Here is a 20,114-nt window from a genome sequence, read left to right as displayed (position 1 = left end):
AACGGGTTCCGTAAGTAGCCCCGCAACCGCCACACATGAATCGTTACACTTCGCGCATGAGCAAGCCGTCAGCATCCCCACTGCCCGCCGAACGCGTGGAAGATCTGCGCAAGCGGATCGAACACGCCAACTACCGCTACTTTGTACTCGATGATCCCGAGATCACCGACGCCGAGTACGACCGGCTGTTGCGCGAACTGGAAGCGCTGGAGACCGAGCACCCCCAGCTCGCCACGCCCGATTCGCCCACCCGGCGCGTCGGCGCGCGCGCGCGCGGCGGTTTTGCCGAAGTGCGTCATGCCTTGCCGATGCTGTCGCTGAGCAACGCCTTCGAACAAGAAGGCAGCGACGATCGCGAGCGCTACCGCGAAGTGTCGGAGTTCGAACGCCGCATCGAACACACGCTCGGGCGCAGCCAGCCGGTGTTTTCGGTGGAGCCGAAGCTGGATGGTCTGGCGATCAGCTTGCGCTATGAAAACGGCCTATTCGTGCAAGGCGCCACGCGCGGCGATGGCGAAACCGGCGAAGAGGTCACCGCCAATCTGCGTACCGTACGCGCCATTCCGCTGCGCCTGCGCGGCGAAGGCTGGCCGAGTGTGCTGGAAGTGCGCGGCGAAGTGATCATGCTGCGCAAGGATTTCGAAGCCTTTAATGCGTACGCGCGCGAGCACGGGGAAAAGCCGCTGGCCAATCCGCGCAACGGTGCAGCTGGTTCGCTGCGGCAGCTCGATCCGGCCATGACCGCCAAGCGCAAGCTCAGCTTTTTTGCATACGGGGTGGGCGTGGTCGAGGGCGTGGACTTGCCTCCCTCGCATTCCAAAACCTTGCAGAAGCTGCGCGAATGGGGCTTTCCCGTATCGCCGGAAGTAAGTACGGCCAAGGGCTTCGAGGGCCTGATTGCGTATTTCAAACATGTGGGTGCCAAGCGCGACGCTTTGCCGTATGAAATCGATGGCGTGGTGTACAAGTTGGATGATTACGCTGGGCAGCGCGAAATGGGCTTTGTCTCGCGCGCACCGCGCTGGGCGATCGCACACAAGTTTCCCGCGCAGGAGCAGAGCACCACGGTGGAGGCGATCGAGATCCAAATCGGCCGCACCGGCGCCGCTACGCCAGTCGCGCGTCTTATGCCCGTGCAGGTGGCGGGTGTCACCGTCACCAATGCCACGCTGCATAACGCCGATCAGGTGGGGCGGCTGGATGTGCGCGTGGGCGACACGGTCATCGTGCGCCGCGCGGGCGACGTGATTCCGGAAGTGGTGCGTGTAATTCCCGATCGTCGTCCGCCGAAGACGCACCCCTGGAAAATGCCCACGCATTGTCCCGTGTGCGGCTCGGCGTTGGTGCGCGAGGAAGGAGAGGCCGCATGGCGCTGCTCCGGTGGGCTGGTTTGCGCGGCGCAACGCAAGGAAGCTTTGATTCACTTCGCCTCACGTCGCGCGATGGATATCGACGGCATCGGCGAGCGCTTCGTCGACGCGCTGGTGGATTTCGGCTACGTGCACACGCCGGCCGATTTGTACAAGCTTACGCTCGACGATTTTCTCGAGATGAAGCGTCGCGCGGACGAGCGCGACGGCACCACGCCGGAAACCGTCAAGGCCGGCAAGATCGCCACCAAGTGGGCCGAGAATCTGATCGAGGGGATCGAGGCCAGCAAACAGACCACACTGGCGCGCTTTCTCTACGGGCTCGGTATCGTGCACATCGGTGAAAGCACCGCCAAAACGCTGGCAGCCTGGCTGGGGCGCCTGGAATGGGTGCGTAGCATGCCCGCGGCGATTCTGCGCGAGCTGCCTGATATCGGCGCGGAAGTGGCCGGTTCCATTGAGGCATTCTTCAAGCAGAAGGGTAATCGCGACGTAGTCGATGCGCTTCTGAAAGCGGGTGTCACCTTGAGCGACGAGGCCGATCCGTCACCGCGTCTGCAGCAGAAACTGAGCCTGGCCGTGTTGCTGGAAGATGCCGGCATCAATGGCATTGGTCATCGCAATGCCGAATTGCTTGCGTCTCATTTTCCAATCATCGATAAATTGCACGGCGGTGGGCTTGCGCATTGGATCACGGCCGGTTTGTCGCAAAACGCCGCCGCCAATCTCGACGAATATCTTTCCGATCGCCACCGGCTTGCTGCCTTGCAGGAAGCGGAAGCCGCCATGCATCGCCTGCTGGCCGCCATCCCGAAGCATTCCGCGGTGGAAAGCCTGCCGTTGAGCGGCCAGACAGCAGTGCTTACCGGTGCGCTATCCAACATGGGGCGCGACGAAGCGAAGGAAAAACTCGAAGCGCTGGGCGCCAAGGTGGCCGGCAGCGTGTCGAAGAAAACCAGCTTCGTGGTGGCCGGTGAGGCGGCCGGTTCCAAGCTCGACAAGGCGCAGGAGCTTGGTGTGGAAGTGTGGGATGAGGCGCGCTTACTTGCGTTGTTCAAGAAACATGGAGCCTGACGCCGTGGATGCCAACACCACCAACATCATGCCCTTCCGCCAACGCCTGCAAGGCCGCGCAAAGCTCTACGCGCTGATCAGAAATTTCTTCTCCGATCGCGGCGTGCTGGAAGTGGAAACGCCGATCCTGTCTGCGGCGGGTAATACCGATCCCAATATTGAAAGTTTCAATGCGCCATTCCACGGACACGTGGATGCGGGTTCGCGCGAGCGTTGGCTGCGCACCTCACCCGAATATCCCTTGAAGCGTCTGCTTGCCGATGGCGTGGGTGATTGCTACGAACTCGGACGCGTGTTCCGTAACGGCGAAGCGGGAGAGCGACACAATCCCGAATTCACCATGCTGGAGTGGTATCGCGTCGGCTGGAATCATCGGCAGCTGATGGAAGAAGCCATTGCGCTAGTGGAAGCCGCGCTGGCGCTCGTCGGGCGTCGCGTCGAGGTGGTGATCGAAGGTTATCGCCAGATTTTTCTCGACGAACTGTGCCTGGACCCGTTGCATGCCGACATCGACGAATTGCGCAAGCCGCTGGCCGAATACGACATCGAGCCTTCCGGCCTCACGCGCGATGACTGGCTGGACCTGCTCATCACGCACAAGCTGCAGCCGGCGTTTCCGCGCGACCGCATTACGGTGATTCACGATTATCCGGCCAGCCAGAGCGCGCTGGCGCGCATACGTCCCGGTAATCCGCCGCTGGCCGAGCGCTTCGAGCTGTATTTGGGGTCGCACGAACTGGCCAACGGCTATCACGAACTCAATGACGCCGGGGAACAGCGCGCACGGTTCGAGCGCGACAACGCCCGCCGCCGCGAGCGCGGCTTGCGCGAAATGCCCATCGACGAGCAACTGCTTGCCGTGCTTGGACGCATGCCTGACTGCGCCGGCGTGGCGATGGGCATCGAGCGTTTGCTGATGTGTCTGGCAGGCACGGACCGGATCGCCGACGTACTGGCGTTTCCTTTCTCAAAAGCGTGAACGCCAAGAAGTGTCGTCATGCGCTATCTGTCGCTTGCACTACTCAGCCCTACCTTGCTCGTGTTGGTTTGGCTGTATTGGACCTTTCCGAAAGGCGCCGTTTCGCTATGGCGGCGCCTTTATGATGGTGCGGTCATAGGCATTACGCTGGGCGCATGCGTTGTCACGAGCATGCAGGTCGATGCATCGACGGTTGCTTCAACCATCGATGCGTTCGGTCGCCAGAGTGGACAGATATGGACTCAGGTCAAACCTGCGCTTTACGGCTATGGGGTGGCTACGGTGCTATTGGGCGCGGGCCTGCTTATCCGAAGTCTTATATGGCGACGCGGTAGCGCTCGTTAGACTAAGCGTTACCGCTACCAGCGCAGCAGAATTTTTCCGATATGCGCGCTGCTTTCCATTAGCGCATGCGCGCGTGCGGCTTCATGAGCTGGAAAGACTTCGTGAATGATCGGACGCAAACGCTTCTCCGCGAACAACGGCCACACATGCCGGTAAAGCTTTTCGGCAATGGCCGCTTTGAAGGCGACCGGCCGCACCCGCAAGGTTGAGCCGGTAATGGTAAGACGCCGGTGCATCAATTGTCGGATGTCCAGCTCTGTTTTCATGCCGCCGAGCGTGGCGATGAATACCAGCCGGCCGTCGTCGGCGAGGGCGTCCAGTTCGCGCGGTACGTAATCGCCAGCGACCATGTCGAGAATCACGTCGACGCCGCGGCCATCGGTCCAGGCCTTCACGCGCTCTACGAAGTCTTCGGTGCGATAGTTGATGGCGCGTGCGCCGAGCGATTCGCAGGCGCGGCATTTTTCATCGCTGCCGGCGGTGGCGAACACGGGATGGCCCAAGGCATGCGCAAGCTGGATGGCCGTGACGCCGATGCCGCTGGAACCGCCTTGCACTAGCAGACTTTCCTTGACGCCGTCCCCGCGCTGCCCGAGCTGGCCGCGATCGAACACGTTGCTCCACACCGTGAAATAGTTTTCCGGTAACGAAGCGGCTTCCAGCACGCTCAGACCTGCGGGTATGGGCAGACACTGGCCCAGCGGCGCCACAGCATATTGCGCATAGCCGCCGCCGGCCAGCAACGCGCATACGGCATCGCCGCGCTTGAGCCCGAAGGGATTGTTCCGGCTGAAATCGCCGTCGACCAACTCGCCCGCCACCTCCAATCCAGGAAGATCGGAAGCGCCGGGCGGTGGCGCGTAGTGTCCTTGCCGCTGGAAGACATCCGGCCGATTCACGCCCGATGCGGCGACCTTGATCAGCACTTCGCCAGCGCCGGGCCGGGGCGTCGGGCGTTCGACAGGCTGCAATACTTCCGGACCACCGAAATGGGGAATTTCGATGGCTTGCATGGATGTCATCCGTGGAACTCCTTATAGTTTTGAGTCATGGGCTTGTATCGACCAGTACTAGCTCGGCGTCTTCGAGCGCTTTGACTTCCAGCGTAGTTTCGTCACGGATCGCCGCGCCATCGCGCGTGTCGAGACGAACGCCGTTGATCTCCACGACGCCTTTGGCCGGCACAAGGTAAGCGAGGCGCTGTTTGTCCAGCGTGTAGTGCGTGACCTCGCCGGCTTTCAGCGTGGCGCCAAGTACACGCGCGTTGGTGCGCAAGGGCAGGGCATCCGCATCGCCTTCTATGCCGCTTGCCAGGGCCACGAAGCGTCCGGACCGTTCGCCGGCGGGGAAGGGCTTGGTGCCCCAGGAGGGCGCGCGCCCGCGTTCGTCCGGAATGATCCAGATCTGGAAAATGCGCGTGGTGTCCTGCTCCAAGTTGTACTCGCTGTGCGCGATGCCGCTGCCTGCGCTCATCACCTGCACGTCGCCGGCCACCGTGCGGCCCTGGTTCCCCAGATTGTCGCGATGCGTGATCGCCCCTTCGCGCACGTAGGTGATGATCTCCATGTCCGCATGCGGATGCGCGGGAAAGCCGGTCTGCGGCGCGATGGTGTCGTCGTTCCATACGCGCAGCGCACCCCAACCCATGCGCTTGGCATCGTTGTAGCCGGCAAACGAGAAGTGATGCTTGGCCTTGAGCCAGCCGTGGTCGGCACCGCCAAGGCTGTTGAAAGGACGCCGTTCGATCATGGAACACCTCGCTTGTTTCGAATGCGGCACAACATAAGGCCGATCATCGCAAAGGGAAACGATCGCTAAGGAAACAGTGTGTCGCCGATTCAACGATGGCGATGCCCGCTCATTTCATGTCCCGCATCGGGTGCAAAAGCACGGTGCCAGCGGGTGGAGCTGAGCGAGATCAACGTGACCACCAGGAACGCCACGGAAAAGTTCAGGCGGCTCGGTTCGGTGTTGTGGCTAGCAGCCATGGCGAGCTTGAGGATCAGCGCGCCACAGCACACACCCACCGACAGCATCAGCTGCTGCAGGGTGGAATAGAAGCTGTTGGCCGCGCTCATGCGATCGGTCGGCACGGATTCGTAGGCGATGGTGTTGTAGGCGGTGAACTGCACCGACATGATCACGCCGCAGCACACCAACAAACTGAACATCAGCCAGAACGGCCAATCCGCCCGGAAGAACGCGCACACGGCGTAACTCAGGCCGGCCAGCACGCCGTTGTAGACCATTACACGACGAAAGCCGATCCAACGCAGCAAGCGGGTGGTGAGGGCTCGAGCAAGCAGTGCACCGACGGAAATGGCGAGAATCAATTGGCCGCTGCGCAGCGCTGAGAAACCGAGCCCGATCTGCAGTAGTAGCGGCAGCAGGAACGGCTGTGCGCCCTGAGTGATGCGCATCAGCGCGCCGGAAATCACCGACAGCCGGAACGAGTCGATGCGCAGCAGCGTCAGATCCACCGCGGGATGCTCGCGACGCTTGGCGTGCTTGACGTAAGCCAGGCACGCGGCCGTGCCGATGGCCACGAGCACTACACCATTGCGCGCGCTGGTGTTTTCGCCAAACAGCTCCAGGCCGAACAGCAGGCATCCCAAGCCGACGCTGCAAAGTGCAAAACCCAGCCAGTCGAACGGTGCAGGACGGGTTGCACAGTGCACCTCCGGCACGTAGCGCCGCACCAGCCAGTAACCCAGCACGCCGATCGGCACATTGATGTAGAAGATCCAGCGCCAGTCGAAGTATTGGACGATGAAACCACCCAGCGGTGGCCCGGCCATGGTGCCGAGCACGGCTGGAATCAGCGTCCACATCATCGATGACACCAGATGCTTGCGCTCCACCGTGCGCAGAATCACCAGGCGCCCCACCGGCCCCATCATAGCGCCGCCCGTGCCTTGCACCAGCCGCGCGGCCACCATCATCGGCAGGCTATGGGTGAGCGAGCAAAGGATCGAGCCGATGATGAACACCACCATCGCGCTGTTGAATACGCGCTTGGCGCCGAAGCGGTCGGCAATGGCACCGCTTACCGGAATGAGAATCGCCAACGCAAGCAGATAACTGGTAATTGCCACGCTCATGGCTGGGGCGGAAACGGCGAAGTCGCGTGCCATGGTTGGCAGGGCGGTGGCGAGCACCGTGCCGTCAACCTGTTCCAGGAAGATCGCGCAGCCGACGATTAGGGAAATGACGCGGTAATCGGGATAGGCCGGCTGATTGGTGGCCGGCAAGTCCAGCTTTTCCTCTGTCAACGCGCTCACGAACGGTTCCTGCAGCGAGCGCAGCGGGCCTACGCCTGGTGGCGAGGATGTCGAAAGCGCTCAGGACGCGGGCGCATCGGGGTGTGCGCCGCAACGTGTCGCATTATTCGCTTGGAGGAAGATAAGGACAAGCGTTTCAGGTCACATTCGTCGGGACGACGAATGAACCCTCGATTTCGTGAAATTCGTCCCCCTCCCCACCACTTTTCCCTTGAGGAAAGAGAAAAGAAAAATGGGGAGAGGGGCATTCGCGGTAAAGATCAGACCGCTTCGAAGATGCCAGCAGCACCCATGCCGGTGCCGATGCACATCGTCACCATGCCGTACTTCTGCTTGCGGCGGCGCAGGCCGTGCACCAGCGTCGCAGTGCGCACGGCACCGGTGGCGCCGAGCGGATGGCCCAGGGCAATGGCACCGCCGAGCGGATTTACCTTCGAGGGATCGAGGCCCAGGTCGCCGATCACTGCCAAGGCTTGCGCTGCGAAGGCTTCGTTCAGTTCGATCCAGTCGAGCTGGTCCTGCCGGATGCCGGTTTGCTTGAGCGCTTTCGGAATCGCTTCCTTCGGACCGATGCCCATGATGTCCGGGCGCACGCCGGCCACCGAGTAGCCCACGAAGCGGGCGAGCGGGGTGAGGCCGTATTCCTTGATCGCCTGCTCGCTGGCCAGCAGCACGGCGGCGGCGCCGTCGGAGGTCTGCGAGGAATTGCCGGCGGTGACCGAGCCGCCGAACTGGCCGTTGCGGAACACCGTCTTCAGCTTGCCCAGCACCTCCGCTGTGCTGCCGGGGCGTGGGCCTTCGTCGGTGTCGATCACGCGGCTGTCGGTCTTGATGCTGCGCGTGACGAGATCGGGGTAGTGATCATCGAGCTGGAACGGCGTGATCTCGTCCCTGAACTCGCCGGCCTTGATCGCGGCGAGCGCTCGCTCGTGGCTTTGGGCGGCGAAGGCGTCCTGGGCTTCGCGCGAAACCTTCCATTGCTTGGCGACGTTCTCGGCGGTGATGCCCATGCCGTAGGCGATGCCGATGTGCTCGTTGTCGAAGATGGCCGGATTCATCGCCACCTTGTGGCCCATCATCGGCACCATGCTCATGCTTTCGGTGCCGGCGGCGATCATCAGGTCCGCTTCGCCCAGTCGAATGCGGTCAGCCGCCTGAGCGACAGCCTGCAAGCCGGACGAGCAGAAGCGATTGACGGTGACGCCTGGCACGGTATCGGGCAGGCCGGCCAGCAGCAGGCCGATGCGCGCCACGTTCATGCCTTGCTCGGCCTCGGGCATGGCGCAGCCGACGATCACGTCGCCGATGCGATGCGGGTCGATGCCGGGTGCCTGCGCCATCACCGCGCGGATCACGTGGGCGAGCAGGTCGTCGGGACGGGTGTTCCGGAATACGCCGCGAGGCGCCTTGCCGACCGGCGAGCGGGTGGCGGCGACGATGTAGGCGTCTTGGATTTGTTTGTTAGTCATGGCTCAAGGTCTCAATGGGGTGGGAACGGGGAACAGGGAATGGGGAACGTGCGTAGGGCGCTTGCGTATGGCTGCCGGCACGGCCTGCTTTCTCTGTTCCTTTTCCTTTAACTTTTCCGGGGAGGGGATTGGAAACGGGATCTGCATGTTCCCCGTTCCCTGTTTCCCGTTCCCCGCGCCGATCAGTTCCTCAGTGGTTTGCCGGTGGTCATCGTGTGCGCAATGCGCGCCTGCGTTTTCTCGGTCTGCGCAAGCTCCACGAAGTGCTTGCGCTCCAACTGGAGCAGCCACTCCTCATCCACCAGCGAACCGCGTTCGATCGCACCGCCGCACAGTGTGTCGGCGATGCGCGAGGCGATCGCCACGTCGTGTTCGGACGCGAAGTAACCGGCCTGAAGGTTGGCCAGCGAAGCCTTGAACGTGGCGGTGCCGACGTCGCCGGCCACCGGAACGTTGCGTGCGTACAGCGGCGGGCGCCAGCCGCTTTCAGCGAGCGAGCCGGCCACCTGCTTGGCGACGTAGAGCAACTCATAGGCATTGAATACAACGACATCGCTTTCGCGCAGCAGACCCAGCTGTTTGGCTTCCAGCGCGCTGCCGGAGACTTTTGCCATGGCCACCGTTTCGAACACCTTCTTCAAGGATTCGAACGGATCGTTGGGGTTGCTCTGTGCAGCACGAATGGCCAGCTCATGCAGGCCGCCACCGGCGGGCAACAGGCCGACGCCGGCTTCGACCAAGCCGATGTAGCTTTCCAGCGACGCGACGGTGCGCGCCGAGTGCATTTGGAATTCGCAGCCGCCGCCTAAGCACAGGCCACGCACGGCCGACACCACCGGCACCAGTGCATGTTTGACTCGCATGCTGGTGCGCTGGAAGTTGGCGACCATCGCCTCGAATTCCTTGATTTTGCCGCCTTGCAGCAGGCCGAGCGCTCCCTTCAGATCCGCGCCAGCAGAGAACGGCTCGCCGGTCTGCCAGATCACCACGGCCTTGAGCTTTTCTTCCGCAACGCCGATCGCGTGCTGAATGCCGTCGAGCACCTGATCGTTGACCGTGTTCATCTTGGTCTTGAACGAGATGATGCCGATGCCGTCATCGCCCAGCGTCCAGAGGCGGACGCCGTCGTTTTCCCAAACCGTGGTGCCTTGGTCGAAGCGCTCGCCAAGGATCGCGTCGGGGAACAGCTGACGCTTGTAGACAGGATGCTGCGAACGCGGCTTGTCGGCATTGGCAGAAGCCGAGTACGAACCGTTCTTGCCGTGCACGCCGGCGCGGCCGTCCGTCACCCACGTCGGCAGCGGCGCCTTGCTCATAGCTTTGCCGGCGTCGATGTCTTCCTGGATCCACTTCGCCACCTGCTGCCAGCCGGCCGCCTGCCAGGTTTCGAACGGACCGAGCTTCCAGCCGTAACCCCAGCGGATGGCGAAGTCGACGTCGCGCGCAGTATCAGCAACGTCGGCCAGGTGATAGGCCGTGTAATGGAACAGGTCGCGGAACGTCGCCCACAGGAACTGTGCCTGCGGATCGCTCGACGCGCGCAGCTTGCCGAACTTCTCGGCCGGATCTTTGATGGCGAGGATGGCGGAAACTTCATCCGACGCCTTTTGTTCGGAGGCAACGTAGTCCCGCTTGGCAACGTCCAGTACCGCGATGTCTTTGCCGGCCTTCTTATAGAAGCCGGCGCCGGTCTTCTGGCCCAGCGCGCCTTGCTCGATTAGTCCGCTCAGCCACACGGGCGCCTTGAAGTACTGATGCCACGGGTCGTCAGCCAAGGTGTCGGCCATGGTCTTGATCACGTGCGCCATGGTGTCCAGACCCACTACGTCGGCGGTGCGATAGGTGGCGCTCTTCGGGCGACCGATGGCCGGGCCGGTCAGCGCATCCACGGTGTCGAAGCCGAGCTTGAACTGCTCGGTGTGATGCATGGTGGCCAGCATCGAGAACACGCCGATGCGGTTGCCGATGAAGTTCGGGGTGTCCTTCGCATAGACCACACCCTTGCCGACTGTGGTGGTGAGGAAGGCTTCCAGGCCTTCGAGCACGCCGGCGTTGGTGAGCCGGGTGGGGATCAATTCGACTAGGTGCATGTAGCGCGGCGGGTTGAAGAAGTGCACGCCGGTGAAGCGGTGCCGCATCTCTTCCGGCAGCGCTTCGGCCAAGCCGTTGATGGACAAGCCCGAGGTGTTGCTGGCCAGTACGGCGGTCGGCGACACGTATGGGGCGATCTTCTTATAGAGATCCAGCTTCCAGTCCATCCGCTCGGCGATCGCTTCGATCACCAGGTCTACGTCCTTGAGCTTTTCCAGGTCTTCCTCGTAGTTGGCTGGGATGATGGCTGCCGCGCGGTTGCCGTCGGCCAGCGGGGCTGGCGAGAGCTTCTTCAGGTTCTCGATGGCCTTCAGTGCGATGCCGCTCCTGGGGCCTTCCTTGGAGGGCAGGTCGAACAGCACGGTTTCGACGTCGGCATTGGTCAGGTGCGCGGCGATCTGCGCGCCCATGACGCCGGCGCCGAGCACCGCGGCCTTGCGGATGCGTAGCGCGGACTTCGGTGATGAATCGGTCATTGGGTTCTCCAAGTACGAATGCGTAGCAGATGAAAAAGTGGGTGCAGGAGGCGCATGGCCTCCCGATGACAAAAAAAATCAGGGTGCGCGCAGACCTGCGACGGCGAAGCGGATCAGGTGCTCGGCCGTCTGTTCGCGATGGATGACTTCGCTGACGTCGCTTTTGCGCTGGATGATGCCGAAGCCCGACATGGCATGGGTCAGGGCGCCGGTGACCAGGTCGATGCGCCAGTACAGCTCTTCTTTGCTCAGGTTGGGCAGAAGGCGGGCGAATTCGGCGGTGAATTGCCGCATTACGTGGCCGTAGTTCTCCGACAGGAACTTGCGTAGGCTGTCGTCGTGCTCGGCGAAGGCCCGGGCCAGCACGCGCATGAACAGGCCGCCGCCGCCGTCGTAGGACAGATCCAGGGCAGGGCGGATGAAGGCCGACAGCACGTGCTCCAGTGTCGTTTCCTGTTGTCCGGCAATCTGCTTGAGGGCGGCCAAACGGCGGGCATTGAGCTGGTCCAGGCGGCGCTTGAAGACCTGCTCGACCAGGTGATCCTTGGAGCCGAAGTGGTAGTTCACCGCGGCCAGGTTCACGCCCGCGGCGGCGGTGAGCTGGCGCAGCGAGGCGCCTTCGAATCCGCGCTGGGCGAACAAGGCTTCGGCCGCGGTCAGGATGCGTTCCTTCGTAGAAGCGGAGCTGTTCACGGGGCGCGCCTGTTGGACGGAATCAAACGATCGTTTGAGGATACGCGTGGCCCCCTCGAGCAGTCAAACAGTCGTTTGGTCGGCGCTCGGAGCGGGGTTGCTTATGGGCTAGAATCTGTCAAACTTTCGTGAGCTAAATCCGCATTCCGATACGTATTTAGTTCTATCTTCCTTTCTGACGTTGTCCCGTCAGGCCGCCCATTAAACCAGTCCGCATAACCCGGAGCAGACCGCATGGCGCTGGAGCGCACCCTTTCCATCATCAAACCCGATGCCGTTGCCAAGAATGTGATCGGTGAAATCTACGCACGCTTCGAGAAAGCAGGCCTGAAAGTCGTTGCAGCAAAGATGCAGCATCTTTCGCGCAAAGAGGCGGAAGGTTTCTACGCAGTGCACCGCGAACGTCCGTTCTTCAATGCACTGGTGGAATTCATGATCTCCGGCCCGGTGATGATCCAGGCACTGCAAGGTGACAATGCGATTCTCAAGAATCGCGAATTGATGGGCGCAACCAATCCGAAGGAAGCCGCCACGGGCACGATCCGCGCCGATTTCGCCGAATCGATCGACGCGAATGCCGTGCATGGTTCCGATAGCGCTGAAAACGCTGCTACCGAAATCGCCTATTTCTTCGCAACAACCGAAGTTTTCCCGCGCTAAAGACAACACGCACGTGAACCAGGTGGAAAAAGTCAATCTGCTCGATTTCGATCGCCAGGGCTTGCGCGAGTTTTTCGCGCAGCTCGGCGAGAAGCCGTATCGTGCCGAGCAGGTGATGAAGTGGATGTATCACCATCTGGAAGACAACTTCGAAAACATGACCGATGTGGGCAAGGCGCTGCGCACCAAGCTCGAAGCCGTTTGCTACATCGGTCCGCCGAAGACGCTGTTCGATAAAGGCGCCGTCGACGGCACGCACAAATGGCTGCTGGGCATGGACGGCGGTAATGCCGTCGAAGCGGTGTACATCCCTGAGCCCACGCGCGGCACGCTGTGTGTATCCTCGCAGGTGGGCTGCGGTTTGAACTGCCAGTTCTGCTCCACGGCTACGCAGGGTTTCAACCGCAACCTCGCCACGTCCGAAATCATCGGCCAGATGTGGGTGGCGGCCAAGCATCTGGGCAACGTCACGCATCAGAACCGCCGCATCACCAACGTGGTGATGATGGGCATGGGCGAACCGCTACTCAACTTCGACAATGTCGTGAAGGCGATGAGCTTGATGCGTGACGATCTCGGCTTCGGTCTCGCGTCCAAGCGCGTCACGCTGTCCACCGCCGGCCTGGTGCCGATGATCGACAAGCTGTCCGAAAGCATCGACGTGTCGCTCGCCGTCTCGCTGCATGCGGCGAACGACGAGTTGCGCACGGAACTGGTGCCGCTCAACAAGCGCTTTCCGATCGCCGAGCTGATGGCGTCGTGCCAGCGCTGGATCGCGCGCAAGCCGCGCACGTCCATCACCTTTGAGTACACGCTGATGAAAGGCGTGAACGATCAGCCCGAGCACGCGCGCCAGCTGATCAAGCTGATGCGCAAGCTGCCGACCTGCAAGGTCAATCTGATTCCGTTCAATCCTTTCCCCGGGACGCGTTTCGAGCGCTCCGACATGGAGACCATTCGCGCGTTCCAGACGCAATTGCTCAACGCAAACATTCTCACCATGTTGCGCCGTACCCGTGGCGACGATATCGACGCCGCCTGCGGCCAGCTGAAAGGCCAAGTGCTGGACCGCACGCGCCGTCAGGCCGAATTCCGCAAGCGTCTGGACGAGGGGGCTGTTCATGCGGCGTGATCGCATCTTGCTCGGTACCGGTCTGGCAGCGTTGTTGGCTGGTTGCCACGGACAGATGATGACGGCGACACCGCCGCCTGCCGATCCGCATCCGCCCGCGCAGACCAAGGAGCAAAAAGCGCAGAGCGCGGCCGACGTGCACACGCGGCTTGCGCAGCATTACATCGACATCGGTAACCTGGAAGGCGCGCTGGAGAAGGTGAAGATCGCAGCAGGCGAAGATCCCACCTACGTGCCGGCACAAACGGTGATGGCGTACATCTACGAGCGCATCAACGACATGCCCAATGCAGAGATCCATTACCGCAAAGCGGTGGAACTGCAGCCGGACAAGGGCGACACCAACAACAATCTCGGCCAGTTTCTGTGTCATGCAGGCAGGGCGCAGGAATCCCTGCCGTATTTCACCAAGGCCATCACCGATCCGTTCTATCAAACGCCGGACGTGGCGCTGACCAACCAGGGTCTGTGCCAACTCCAACTGGGCGATCGCACCGGCGCCGAGGCCAGCCTCCGCCAGGCCGTGCAGCGCAATCCGAGCAATGCGAACGCGTTGCTGCAGCTCGCCCACGTGCTTTATCTCAACCAGGATTACTTCCACGCCATCGCGTTCTTGCAGCGCTTCGAATCGCAGGGTCAGCCCAATGCCGATGCGCTGAAGCTTGGCCATGACATCGAGTCCCGTTTGGGCAACATGGATGCTGCCCAGAATTACAGCAAACGGCTGCTGAGCCAGTTCCCGGAATCGGAACAGGCCCAGGCCATCACTCAATCATCCGTACGCCCATGATTTCCGAGCAGTCCAATCCGGCAGCGCAGGGGGAGAACTCCTCCGAAACGCACGCCACGGCCGCAGCGAACATGGAACAGAGCGCTGCCGAATTCCGCTTTAACGATGCTCCCGGCTTCGGCTCGCGCCTGCGCGCGGCGCGCGAAGCACGCGGCCTGGATCTGGAAGCCTGCGGCCACGCCCTGCATCTGCCGGTGCGCGTGCTGCGGCAACTGGAGAGCAACGATTTAGGCAGCATCGATTACCAGGTGTATCTCGGCGGATACCTCCGCAAATACGGGCGCTACCTGGACATCGATGAGAGCGAAATCGAAGCGATCGTTGCCAAGTTCAAGCCAGCTCAGCCGAAACTGGTGGCCACCGGCGGCGTATCGCATTCGCGCTACTTGCTGGATCAATACGCCAAGGCGGCGACCTACGTCGTGTTGACGCTGGTGATCGCCGTGCCTACCGTGTGGCTAGGCATGCGCGGCACGCTCACGCGTGACATGAGCCGCCTTGCGCCGCTCGACGCCACGCCCGTTGCGCAGCAGGACGCGCCACCGCCAGCTGCCTCCAGCAGCGCGGCTAAAGCCATCGCCGGTGCTCCGGCGATCGCCCAGGCAACAACACCCGACACGGCGCCTGCCGCTGCTGCCTCCACACCGCACACAGCCGCCACGCAGCCTTTGCTGGCCTCGATGGTGCCGGTGCCCAATCTCGACACCGACGTGGCGATCACGCCGCCTGCGGCCAGCAATGCACCCGCAGTGTCGGCCGCCGGCAGCGGTGCGCACAGTCTTACGCTCGACCTGTCCAACAGCAGTTGGGTGGAAGTGATCGGTAAGGACGGCACTCGCCTGGAATACGGCTTGCTGCCCGCCGGCACTAACAAGACCTACCACAGCGATCAGCCGCTGGAAGTACGCCTGGGCAACGCCACGGGCGCGCAGGTGAGTGTCGATGGACAGCCAGTGACGCTCGACCCTTACCGTCGCTCCAACATCGCGCACTTCCGCGTCGACATCCAGGGCGGCAAGGCTACGCCTGCTGGCGCCTGAGCGATCCTTTGTCAGGCGGGTGAAGGCGAGTTTGATAGCCTTCACCCCCCTTCGATCGGTTATGCTTGCACATTGCCCGCCCGCCGGGTGCGGCAACGCCGCCTGCCGCTGGACTGCGGCGGCCCTCGAACGCCTTTTCTGACGCCTTGTGGCGTTTCTTGCGATACGGTGATTGCATGGCATTCAATGCTTACGACGACTACGAGCAGAGCGAACGCGTACAAAAATGGCTGCGGCAGAATGGCCTGTCGATCGCTGTAGGTGTCGTCATCGGCCTGATCGCCATCTTTGGTTACCAGCAGTGGCGCAATCATCGCGCCGGGCATCAGGTGCAGGCATCTGGCCTGTATCAACAGTTGCAGGGCGTGATCGACACCGGCAACACCAACGCCGTGGACATGATCACGCAGCAGCTCATGAAAGATTACGCCGATACGCCCTATGCCTTGTTCGCCGTCAGCGACCGCGCGCGCCGTCAGGCGGAAGATAAACAGTTCGACAAGGCGCTCGACTCGCTCGCCTGGGCTGAAAAGAACGCTCCCAGCGCGGAGCTGAAGGCGTTGGTGGAGTTGCGCATCGCACACGTGCAATTGGGCAAGGGCGATGCTCAGGAAGCACTGAACGCGCTGGATCGTATGCCGGCCAACAGCTACGCCATCGAAAGCCAGGAACTACGCGGCGATGCTCTGGTCAAGCTTGGACGGCGCGACGATGCTCTCAAGGCCTACCAGGCCGCAGTGAGCGCGATGGGGCCGCACATGTCGCAGGACAATGAAGTGCAAATGAAAATCGACGATCTGGCCACGGCCGGGAAGCAGGGTGCATGAAACGTTTTTGGCTGATCGTAGTGACTGGCTCGCTGGTAGCGCTGGCGGGCTGTCATTCCTTCAAGAAAGAAAACATCCAGCCGCCGACGCCGTTGGCTAAGGATTTCAAGCCGACCGTCCAGGTCACGCGCGTGTGGAAGGACCGCGTCGGTCATGGCGCCGGCATGAGCGGCGTGCGCATGGAGCCCACCGTGGTGGACGGCGTGCTCTATGCCGCCAGCACCGACGGCGCGGTGGTCGCCTATGACGCAAACACCGGCAAAACTGTGTGGGAAAAGAAGAACCGCACGCACGGCTGGTTCGGCTGGGGTGACAAGAAGCGCCCGGATGCGTTCTATTCCGGCGGCCCGGCGGTTGCCGGCGACCTGCTCGCCATCGGCACGCTGGACGGCCATGTCTATGGCCTCAGCGCCAAAGACGGCAGTCAGCGCTGGGTCGCCACGCTACCGTCGGAAGTGATCGATTCGCCGGTGATCTCCGGCGCACTCATCATCGTGCGCACGCAGGATGGCCGCGTGTACGGTCTGGATAGCAACACCGGCGAGCGTCGCTGGGTGAATGACCAGGGCAATGTGCCGCTGCTTAGCCTGCGCGGCAACGGCCCGCTGTTGGTTACCAACGGCGTAGTGTTCCTCGGCAGCGACGACGGCAAGCTGATGGCGCTACGCCAAGACAGCGGCGACAAGCTGTGGGAGCAGAAGCTCGCCAGCGGTGAAGGCCGTACCGACATCGACCGCATGAATGACGCCGACGGCAGCATCGTGCTCGACGGCAGCACGCTCTATGCCTCGGCCTATCACGGCAACCTCACCGCCGTGGAAGGCCCCAGTGGCCGTCCGTTGTGGGCGCGTCCGTTCTCCACCTACACCTCGCTGGCGCTCAGCGGCAACAGCCTGTTCGGCGTCAACACCGACTCGCAGGTGTGGGCGTTCGACAAGAGCAGCGGTGCCGACATGTGGAAGAACGACGATCTGAAATACCGCTGGCTGACTGCGCCGGCCGTGCAGGGTAATTACATTGTCGTCGCCGACTCCGAAGGTTATGTGCATTGGCTGCAGACCGGCGACGGCGCGCTGGCCGGCCGCGAGCGCCTATCGAAGAAGGCCGTCCGCGCGCAGCCGGTGGTTGCCGGTGATCTCGTATACATCGAAGACGTGCAGGGCCATATCGCCGCTTATCGTCTCGGCGCGAAGTAACTGGATCGATGTTTCGTGCTACCCGTCATCGCCCTGGTCGGTCGTCCCAACGTCGGTAAATCGACCCTGTTCAACGCGGTGACGCGCAGCCGCGACGCCTTGGTGGCCGATATGCCGGGCGTCACACGCGATCGCCATTACGGCGTCTGTCGCACCGGTGAGCGCCCGTTTGTAGTGGTCGATACCGGTGGTTTGTCCGGTGTCGAGGAAGGCATCGACGCACTCACCGCGCAGCAGGTGCGCCTCGCTATCGACGAGGCGCAGGTGCTAGTGCTCGTGGTGGATGCACGTGACGGCCTGCTGCCGCAGGATCGCAGCATCCTCGACGAGTTGCGCCGTAGCGGCAAACCCATCATCGCCGCGGTCAACAAGACTGATGGCCTGGACGAGCAGAATGCGTTAGCGGAATTTGCCGTCTTCGGCATCTCGCAGACGCTGCCGCTGTCTGCCGCACACAACCGCGGCACCGAGGAACTGATCGCTGCGGTGCTGCCGCTGCTGCCGGAAGATGCGCACGAAGAACTCGCGCCGGAAGACGGCGGCAGCATTCGCGTCGCCATCGTCGGTCGCCCCAATGCGGGCAAGTCTACCCTGATCAACCGCCTGCTCGGCGAAAACCGGCTGATCGTTTCCGACGTCGCCGGTACCACGCGTGATCCGATCCGCGTGCCGCTGGAGCGCGATGGCAAGCGTTACACACTGATCGACACGGCCGGCGTCCGTCGCAAGTCGAAAGTCGACGAAGGCGTGGAGAAATTCAGCGTCATCAAGACGCTGCAATCGATGGCTGCCGCGCAGGTCGTGGTGGTCATGATCGACGCCCGCGAAAACCTCGCCGACCAGGATCTCACCTTGATCGGCCACGCGCTCGACGAGGGCAGGGCACTGGTCATCGCCGTCAACAAGTGGGACGACATGGATACCTACCAACGCGAGCAATGTCAGCGCGCGCTGGAACGCCGGCTCGTTTTCGTCGAATGGGCCAAGCAGGTGTTCATCTCGGCGTTGCACGGCTCTGGCCTGCGCGAGCTGATGCGCGCGGTTGTGCGTGCACACACCTCGGCCACGCGCGAACTCGCCTCGTCCGATCTCACTCGCACGCTCGAGCGCGCCTACGAAGGCTACCAGCCACCGCTGGTGCGCGGCCATGCACCCAAGCTGCGTTTCGCGCATCCCGGAGGCAGCAACCCGCCGACCATCGTGATCCATGGCAGCCGCACCAAGCACATCGCGCCGGCCTACCGCCGTTATCTGGAAAACTTCTTCCGGCAACGCTACAAGCTCGAAGGTACGCCAATCCGCATCGACTTCCGCGATGGCGAGAATCCATACGCGGGCAAGAAGAACGTGCTGACCGAGGCGCAGCAACGCAAGCGGCAGCGAATGATTAGCGAGATGAAGCGGCGCAAAAAATGAGCTTCCCTGCGGGAACAGGGAACGGATGGCGGCGCGCTAAACTACGCGAATGAATACCCCCCTCGACCGCGAATCCTGGCTGACCTCGCTACGCCAACGCGTACCCGAGATTCCCCCCGCTGAAGCCCTGCGCAAACAGGCGCAAGGCGCGTTGCTGATCGACGTGCGCGAGGACAACGAGCGCGCCACGGGATCGCCCACCGGGGCGCTGCCTTTGTCGCGCGGATTCCTCGAACTGCGCATCGAAAGCCAGGAGCCCGATCGCGAGCGCGAAATACTCACGCTGTGCGGTAGCGGCGTTCGCTCGCTGTTCGCTGCCGAAGCGCTGCAACGCATGGGCTATCGCAACGTCGCTTCCGTCTCCGGCGGCTTCGAGCGCTGGAAAACCGAGGGGTTGCCTGTTAGCGCCGCCCAGCTCGACTCTGACTCGGCGGAACGCTACGCACGCCAGTTGCGGCTACCGCAGGTGGGTGAAGCCGGACAGCTCAAGCTTGCGCAAGCCAGCATCGTGCTGCTGGGCGCGGGTGGTCTCGGCGCGCCGGCTGCGCTCTATCTCGCGGCTGCTGGGGTAGGGCGGCTTACGCTGATCGATGACGACCGGGTCGAGCGCTCTAACCTGCACCGGCAGGTCATTCACGCCGACGCGCGTGTCGGCATGCCCAAGACCGAATCCGCGCGCATCACCCTTGCTGCGCTCAATCCACGCGTGAAGGTGGAAACGCACAACGAGCGCCTGCGTGCCGACAACGTGGAGCGCCTGTTGAGCGGCCATGATCTGGTGATCGACGGCGCGGATAATTTCCCCGCGCGCTACCTGCTGGCGGCAGCGACGCGACGTTTGAACTTGCCGATGGTGTACGGCGCGGTCGAACGTTTCACCGGCCAGGTCGGCGTATTCGATCCGCGTCGCAGCGATTCGCCATGCTACCGATGCCTGTTCCCTGAGCCGCCCGACGCGGCCGATGCGCCTAACTGCAGCGAAGCCGGCGTGCTGGGTGTACTGCCAGGCATCGTCGGCTTGCTGCAGGCCACCGAGGCGCTGAAGCTGATCCTTGGCATCGGTGAACCACTGGTCGGGCGCCTGCTGTCGTTCGATGCGCTGGCGATGCGCTTTCGCGAAACGCGGCTACCGCGCGACCCGGCTTGTCCGGGCTGCGGAGCAACGGCGGAGTTTCGTGGATACGAAGACATCGAGCGCCTTTGCGCTGCCGGCTGATTATCACCGCCAACCTGCGCGTCGGAATCGGCGATAATGCGCGCTTCGCAGGCCAGGAC

17 protein-coding genes are annotated in these 20,114 nt (G+C 62.6%); 11 read left to right on the top strand and 6 right to left on the bottom strand.

Annotated elements, in window-relative coordinates; genetic code table 11:
* The first annotated feature begins 56 nt into the window (after nt 1-56).
* The 3 genes from ligA to ISP18_RS01915 are packed head-to-tail and all read left to right on the top strand — an operon-like array spanning nt 57 to nt 3,768.
* On the top strand, nt 57-2,444 hold the full coding sequence (gene ligA, locus ISP18_RS01925) for an NAD-dependent DNA ligase LigA (protein ID WP_380017600.1): 2,388 nt from the start codon (nt 57-59) through the stop codon (nt 2,442-2,444).
* Nucleotides 2,434-3,423: an EF-P lysine aminoacylase EpmA gene (gene epmA, locus ISP18_RS01920; protein WP_380016487.1), complete on the top strand. Its 990-nt coding sequence runs from the start codon at nt 2,434-2,436 to the stop codon at nt 3,421-3,423. Before ligA ends, epmA begins: the two co-directional genes overlap by 11 nt.
* Nucleotides 3,424-3,441: 18 nt before the next feature.
* Nucleotides 3,442-3,768, top strand: a complete 327-nt coding sequence (locus tag ISP18_RS01915; RefSeq protein ID WP_380016485.1) for a hypothetical protein — start codon at nt 3,442-3,444, stop codon at nt 3,766-3,768.
* Nucleotides 3,769-3,782: 14 nt separating this feature from the next.
* Here the strand turns inward: ISP18_RS01915 and ISP18_RS01910 are convergent, their stop codons facing one another.
* The 6 genes from ISP18_RS01910 to ISP18_RS01885 form a co-directional block, all read right to left on the bottom strand.
* Entirely contained in the window at nt 3,783-4,781 is a 999-nt protein-coding gene (locus ISP18_RS01910; protein ID WP_380016483.1) for an NAD(P)H-quinone oxidoreductase, read from the bottom strand.
* Nucleotides 4,782-4,815: 34 nt separating this feature from the next.
* Nucleotides 4,816-5,517, bottom strand: coding sequence for a pirin family protein (locus ISP18_RS01905; RefSeq protein ID WP_380016481.1), 702 nt, complete (start codon nt 5,515-5,517; stop codon nt 4,816-4,818).
* Nucleotides 5,518-5,606: 89 nt separating this feature from the next.
* Nucleotides 5,607-7,049, bottom strand: coding sequence for a DHA2 family efflux MFS transporter permease subunit (locus tag ISP18_RS01900; RefSeq protein WP_380016479.1), 1,443 nt, complete (start codon nt 7,047-7,049; stop codon nt 5,607-5,609).
* Between the two features lie 260 nt (nt 7,050-7,309).
* A complete protein-coding gene (locus ISP18_RS01895; protein ID WP_380016477.1) occupies nt 7,310-8,518 on the bottom strand; it encodes an acetyl-CoA C-acyltransferase in 1,209 nt (402 codons plus the stop codon).
* A 182-nt stretch (nt 8,519-8,700) separates the two neighbouring features.
* A complete protein-coding gene (locus ISP18_RS01890) occupies nt 8,701-11,085 on the bottom strand; it encodes a 3-hydroxyacyl-CoA dehydrogenase/enoyl-CoA hydratase family protein (protein ID WP_380016475.1) in 2,385 nt (794 codons plus the stop codon).
* Nucleotides 11,086-11,163: 78 nt separating this feature from the next.
* A complete protein-coding gene (locus ISP18_RS01885) occupies nt 11,164-11,778 on the bottom strand; it encodes a TetR/AcrR family transcriptional regulator (RefSeq protein ID WP_380016473.1) in 615 nt (204 codons plus the stop codon).
* A gap of 234 nt (nt 11,779-12,012) precedes the next feature.
* Here ISP18_RS01885 and ndk point away from each other — a divergent pair, with 234 nt between their 5' ends.
* The 8 genes from ndk to moeB all read left to right on the top strand — a co-directional run bounded on the left by ndk (nt 12,013) and on the right by moeB (nt 20,055).
* On the top strand, nt 12,013-12,438 hold the full coding sequence (gene ndk, locus ISP18_RS01880; protein ID WP_380016471.1) for a nucleoside-diphosphate kinase: 426 nt from the start codon (nt 12,013-12,015) through the stop codon (nt 12,436-12,438).
* 13 nt (nt 12,439-12,451) lie between these two features.
* Nucleotides 12,452-13,570, top strand: a complete 1,119-nt coding sequence (rlmN, locus tag ISP18_RS01875; protein WP_380016469.1) for a 23S rRNA (adenine(2503)-C(2))-methyltransferase RlmN — start codon at nt 12,452-12,454, stop codon at nt 13,568-13,570.
* Nucleotides 13,560-14,360, top strand: a complete 801-nt coding sequence (gene pilW / locus ISP18_RS01870; protein WP_380016467.1) for a type IV pilus biogenesis/stability protein PilW — start codon at nt 13,560-13,562, stop codon at nt 14,358-14,360. The genes rlmN and pilW overlap by 11 nt, the downstream gene beginning before the upstream one ends.
* On the top strand, nt 14,357-15,400 hold the full coding sequence (locus ISP18_RS01865) for a helix-turn-helix domain-containing protein (protein ID WP_380016465.1): 1,044 nt from the start codon (nt 14,357-14,359) through the stop codon (nt 15,398-15,400). The genes pilW and ISP18_RS01865 overlap by 4 nt, the downstream gene beginning before the upstream one ends.
* Before the next feature lie 176 nt (nt 15,401-15,576).
* On the top strand, nt 15,577-16,227 hold the full coding sequence (locus ISP18_RS01860) for a YfgM family protein (protein WP_380016463.1): 651 nt from the start codon (nt 15,577-15,579) through the stop codon (nt 16,225-16,227).
* A complete protein-coding gene (gene bamB, locus ISP18_RS01855) occupies nt 16,224-17,423 on the top strand; it encodes an outer membrane protein assembly factor BamB (RefSeq protein WP_380016461.1) in 1,200 nt (399 codons plus the stop codon). The genes ISP18_RS01860 and bamB overlap by 4 nt, the downstream gene beginning before the upstream one ends.
* A 15-nt stretch (nt 17,424-17,438) precedes the next feature.
* Nucleotides 17,439-18,839 carry a ribosome biogenesis GTPase Der gene (der, locus tag ISP18_RS01850; protein WP_380016459.1) on the top strand — a complete coding sequence of 467 codons (1,401 nt, stop codon included), beginning with the start codon at nt 17,439-17,441 and terminating at the stop codon, nt 18,837-18,839.
* Nucleotides 18,840-18,888: 49 nt separating this feature from the next.
* Nucleotides 18,889-20,055: a molybdopterin-synthase adenylyltransferase MoeB gene (gene moeB, locus ISP18_RS01845; RefSeq protein WP_380016457.1), complete on the top strand. Its 1,167-nt coding sequence runs from the start codon at nt 18,889-18,891 to the stop codon at nt 20,053-20,055.
* Nucleotides 20,056-20,114 lie beyond the last annotated feature (59 nt).

This window comes from Dyella humi, assembly GCF_044904605.1.
Classification (GTDB): domain Bacteria; phylum Pseudomonadota; class Gammaproteobacteria; order Xanthomonadales; family Rhodanobacteraceae; genus Dyella_B; species Dyella_B humi.
Note: the sequence above shows the minus strand (reverse complement) of the source record. Positions and strands in the feature narration are given on the sequence as shown.

Coding starts and splice junctions, on each gene's coding strand:
- ISP18_RS01910 (WP_380016483.1), bottom strand. CDS start 4,781: ATGCAAGCCATCGAAATTCCCCATTTCGGTGGTCCGGAAGTATTGCAG.
- ISP18_RS01860 (WP_380016463.1), top strand. CDS start 15,577: ATGGCATTCAATGCTTACGACGACTACGAGCAGAGCGAACGCGTACAA.
- bamB (WP_380016461.1), top strand. CDS start 16,224: ATGAAACGTTTTTGGCTGATCGTAGTGACTGGCTCGCTGGTAGCGCTG.
- ISP18_RS01915 (WP_380016485.1), top strand. CDS start 3,442: ATGCGCTATCTGTCGCTTGCACTACTCAGCCCTACCTTGCTCGTGTTG.
- ndk (WP_380016471.1), top strand. CDS start 12,013: ATGGCGCTGGAGCGCACCCTTTCCATCATCAAACCCGATGCCGTTGCC.
- ISP18_RS01895 (WP_380016477.1), bottom strand. CDS start 8,518: ATGACTAACAAACAAATCCAAGACGCCTACATCGTCGCCGCCACCCGC.
- pilW (WP_380016467.1), top strand. CDS start 13,560: ATGCGGCGTGATCGCATCTTGCTCGGTACCGGTCTGGCAGCGTTGTTG.
- ISP18_RS01890 (WP_380016475.1), bottom strand. CDS start 11,085: ATGACCGATTCATCACCGAAGTCCGCGCTACGCATCCGCAAGGCCGCG.
- ligA (WP_380017600.1), top strand. CDS start 57: ATGAGCAAGCCGTCAGCATCCCCACTGCCCGCCGAACGCGTGGAAGAT.
- moeB (WP_380016457.1), top strand. CDS start 18,889: ATGAATACCCCCCTCGACCGCGAATCCTGGCTGACCTCGCTACGCCAA.
- ISP18_RS01865 (WP_380016465.1), top strand. CDS start 14,357: ATGATTTCCGAGCAGTCCAATCCGGCAGCGCAGGGGGAGAACTCCTCC.
- epmA (WP_380016487.1), top strand. CDS start 2,434: ATGGAGCCTGACGCCGTGGATGCCAACACCACCAACATCATGCCCTTC.
- ISP18_RS01905 (WP_380016481.1), bottom strand. CDS start 5,517: ATGATCGAACGGCGTCCTTTCAACAGCCTTGGCGGTGCCGACCACGGC.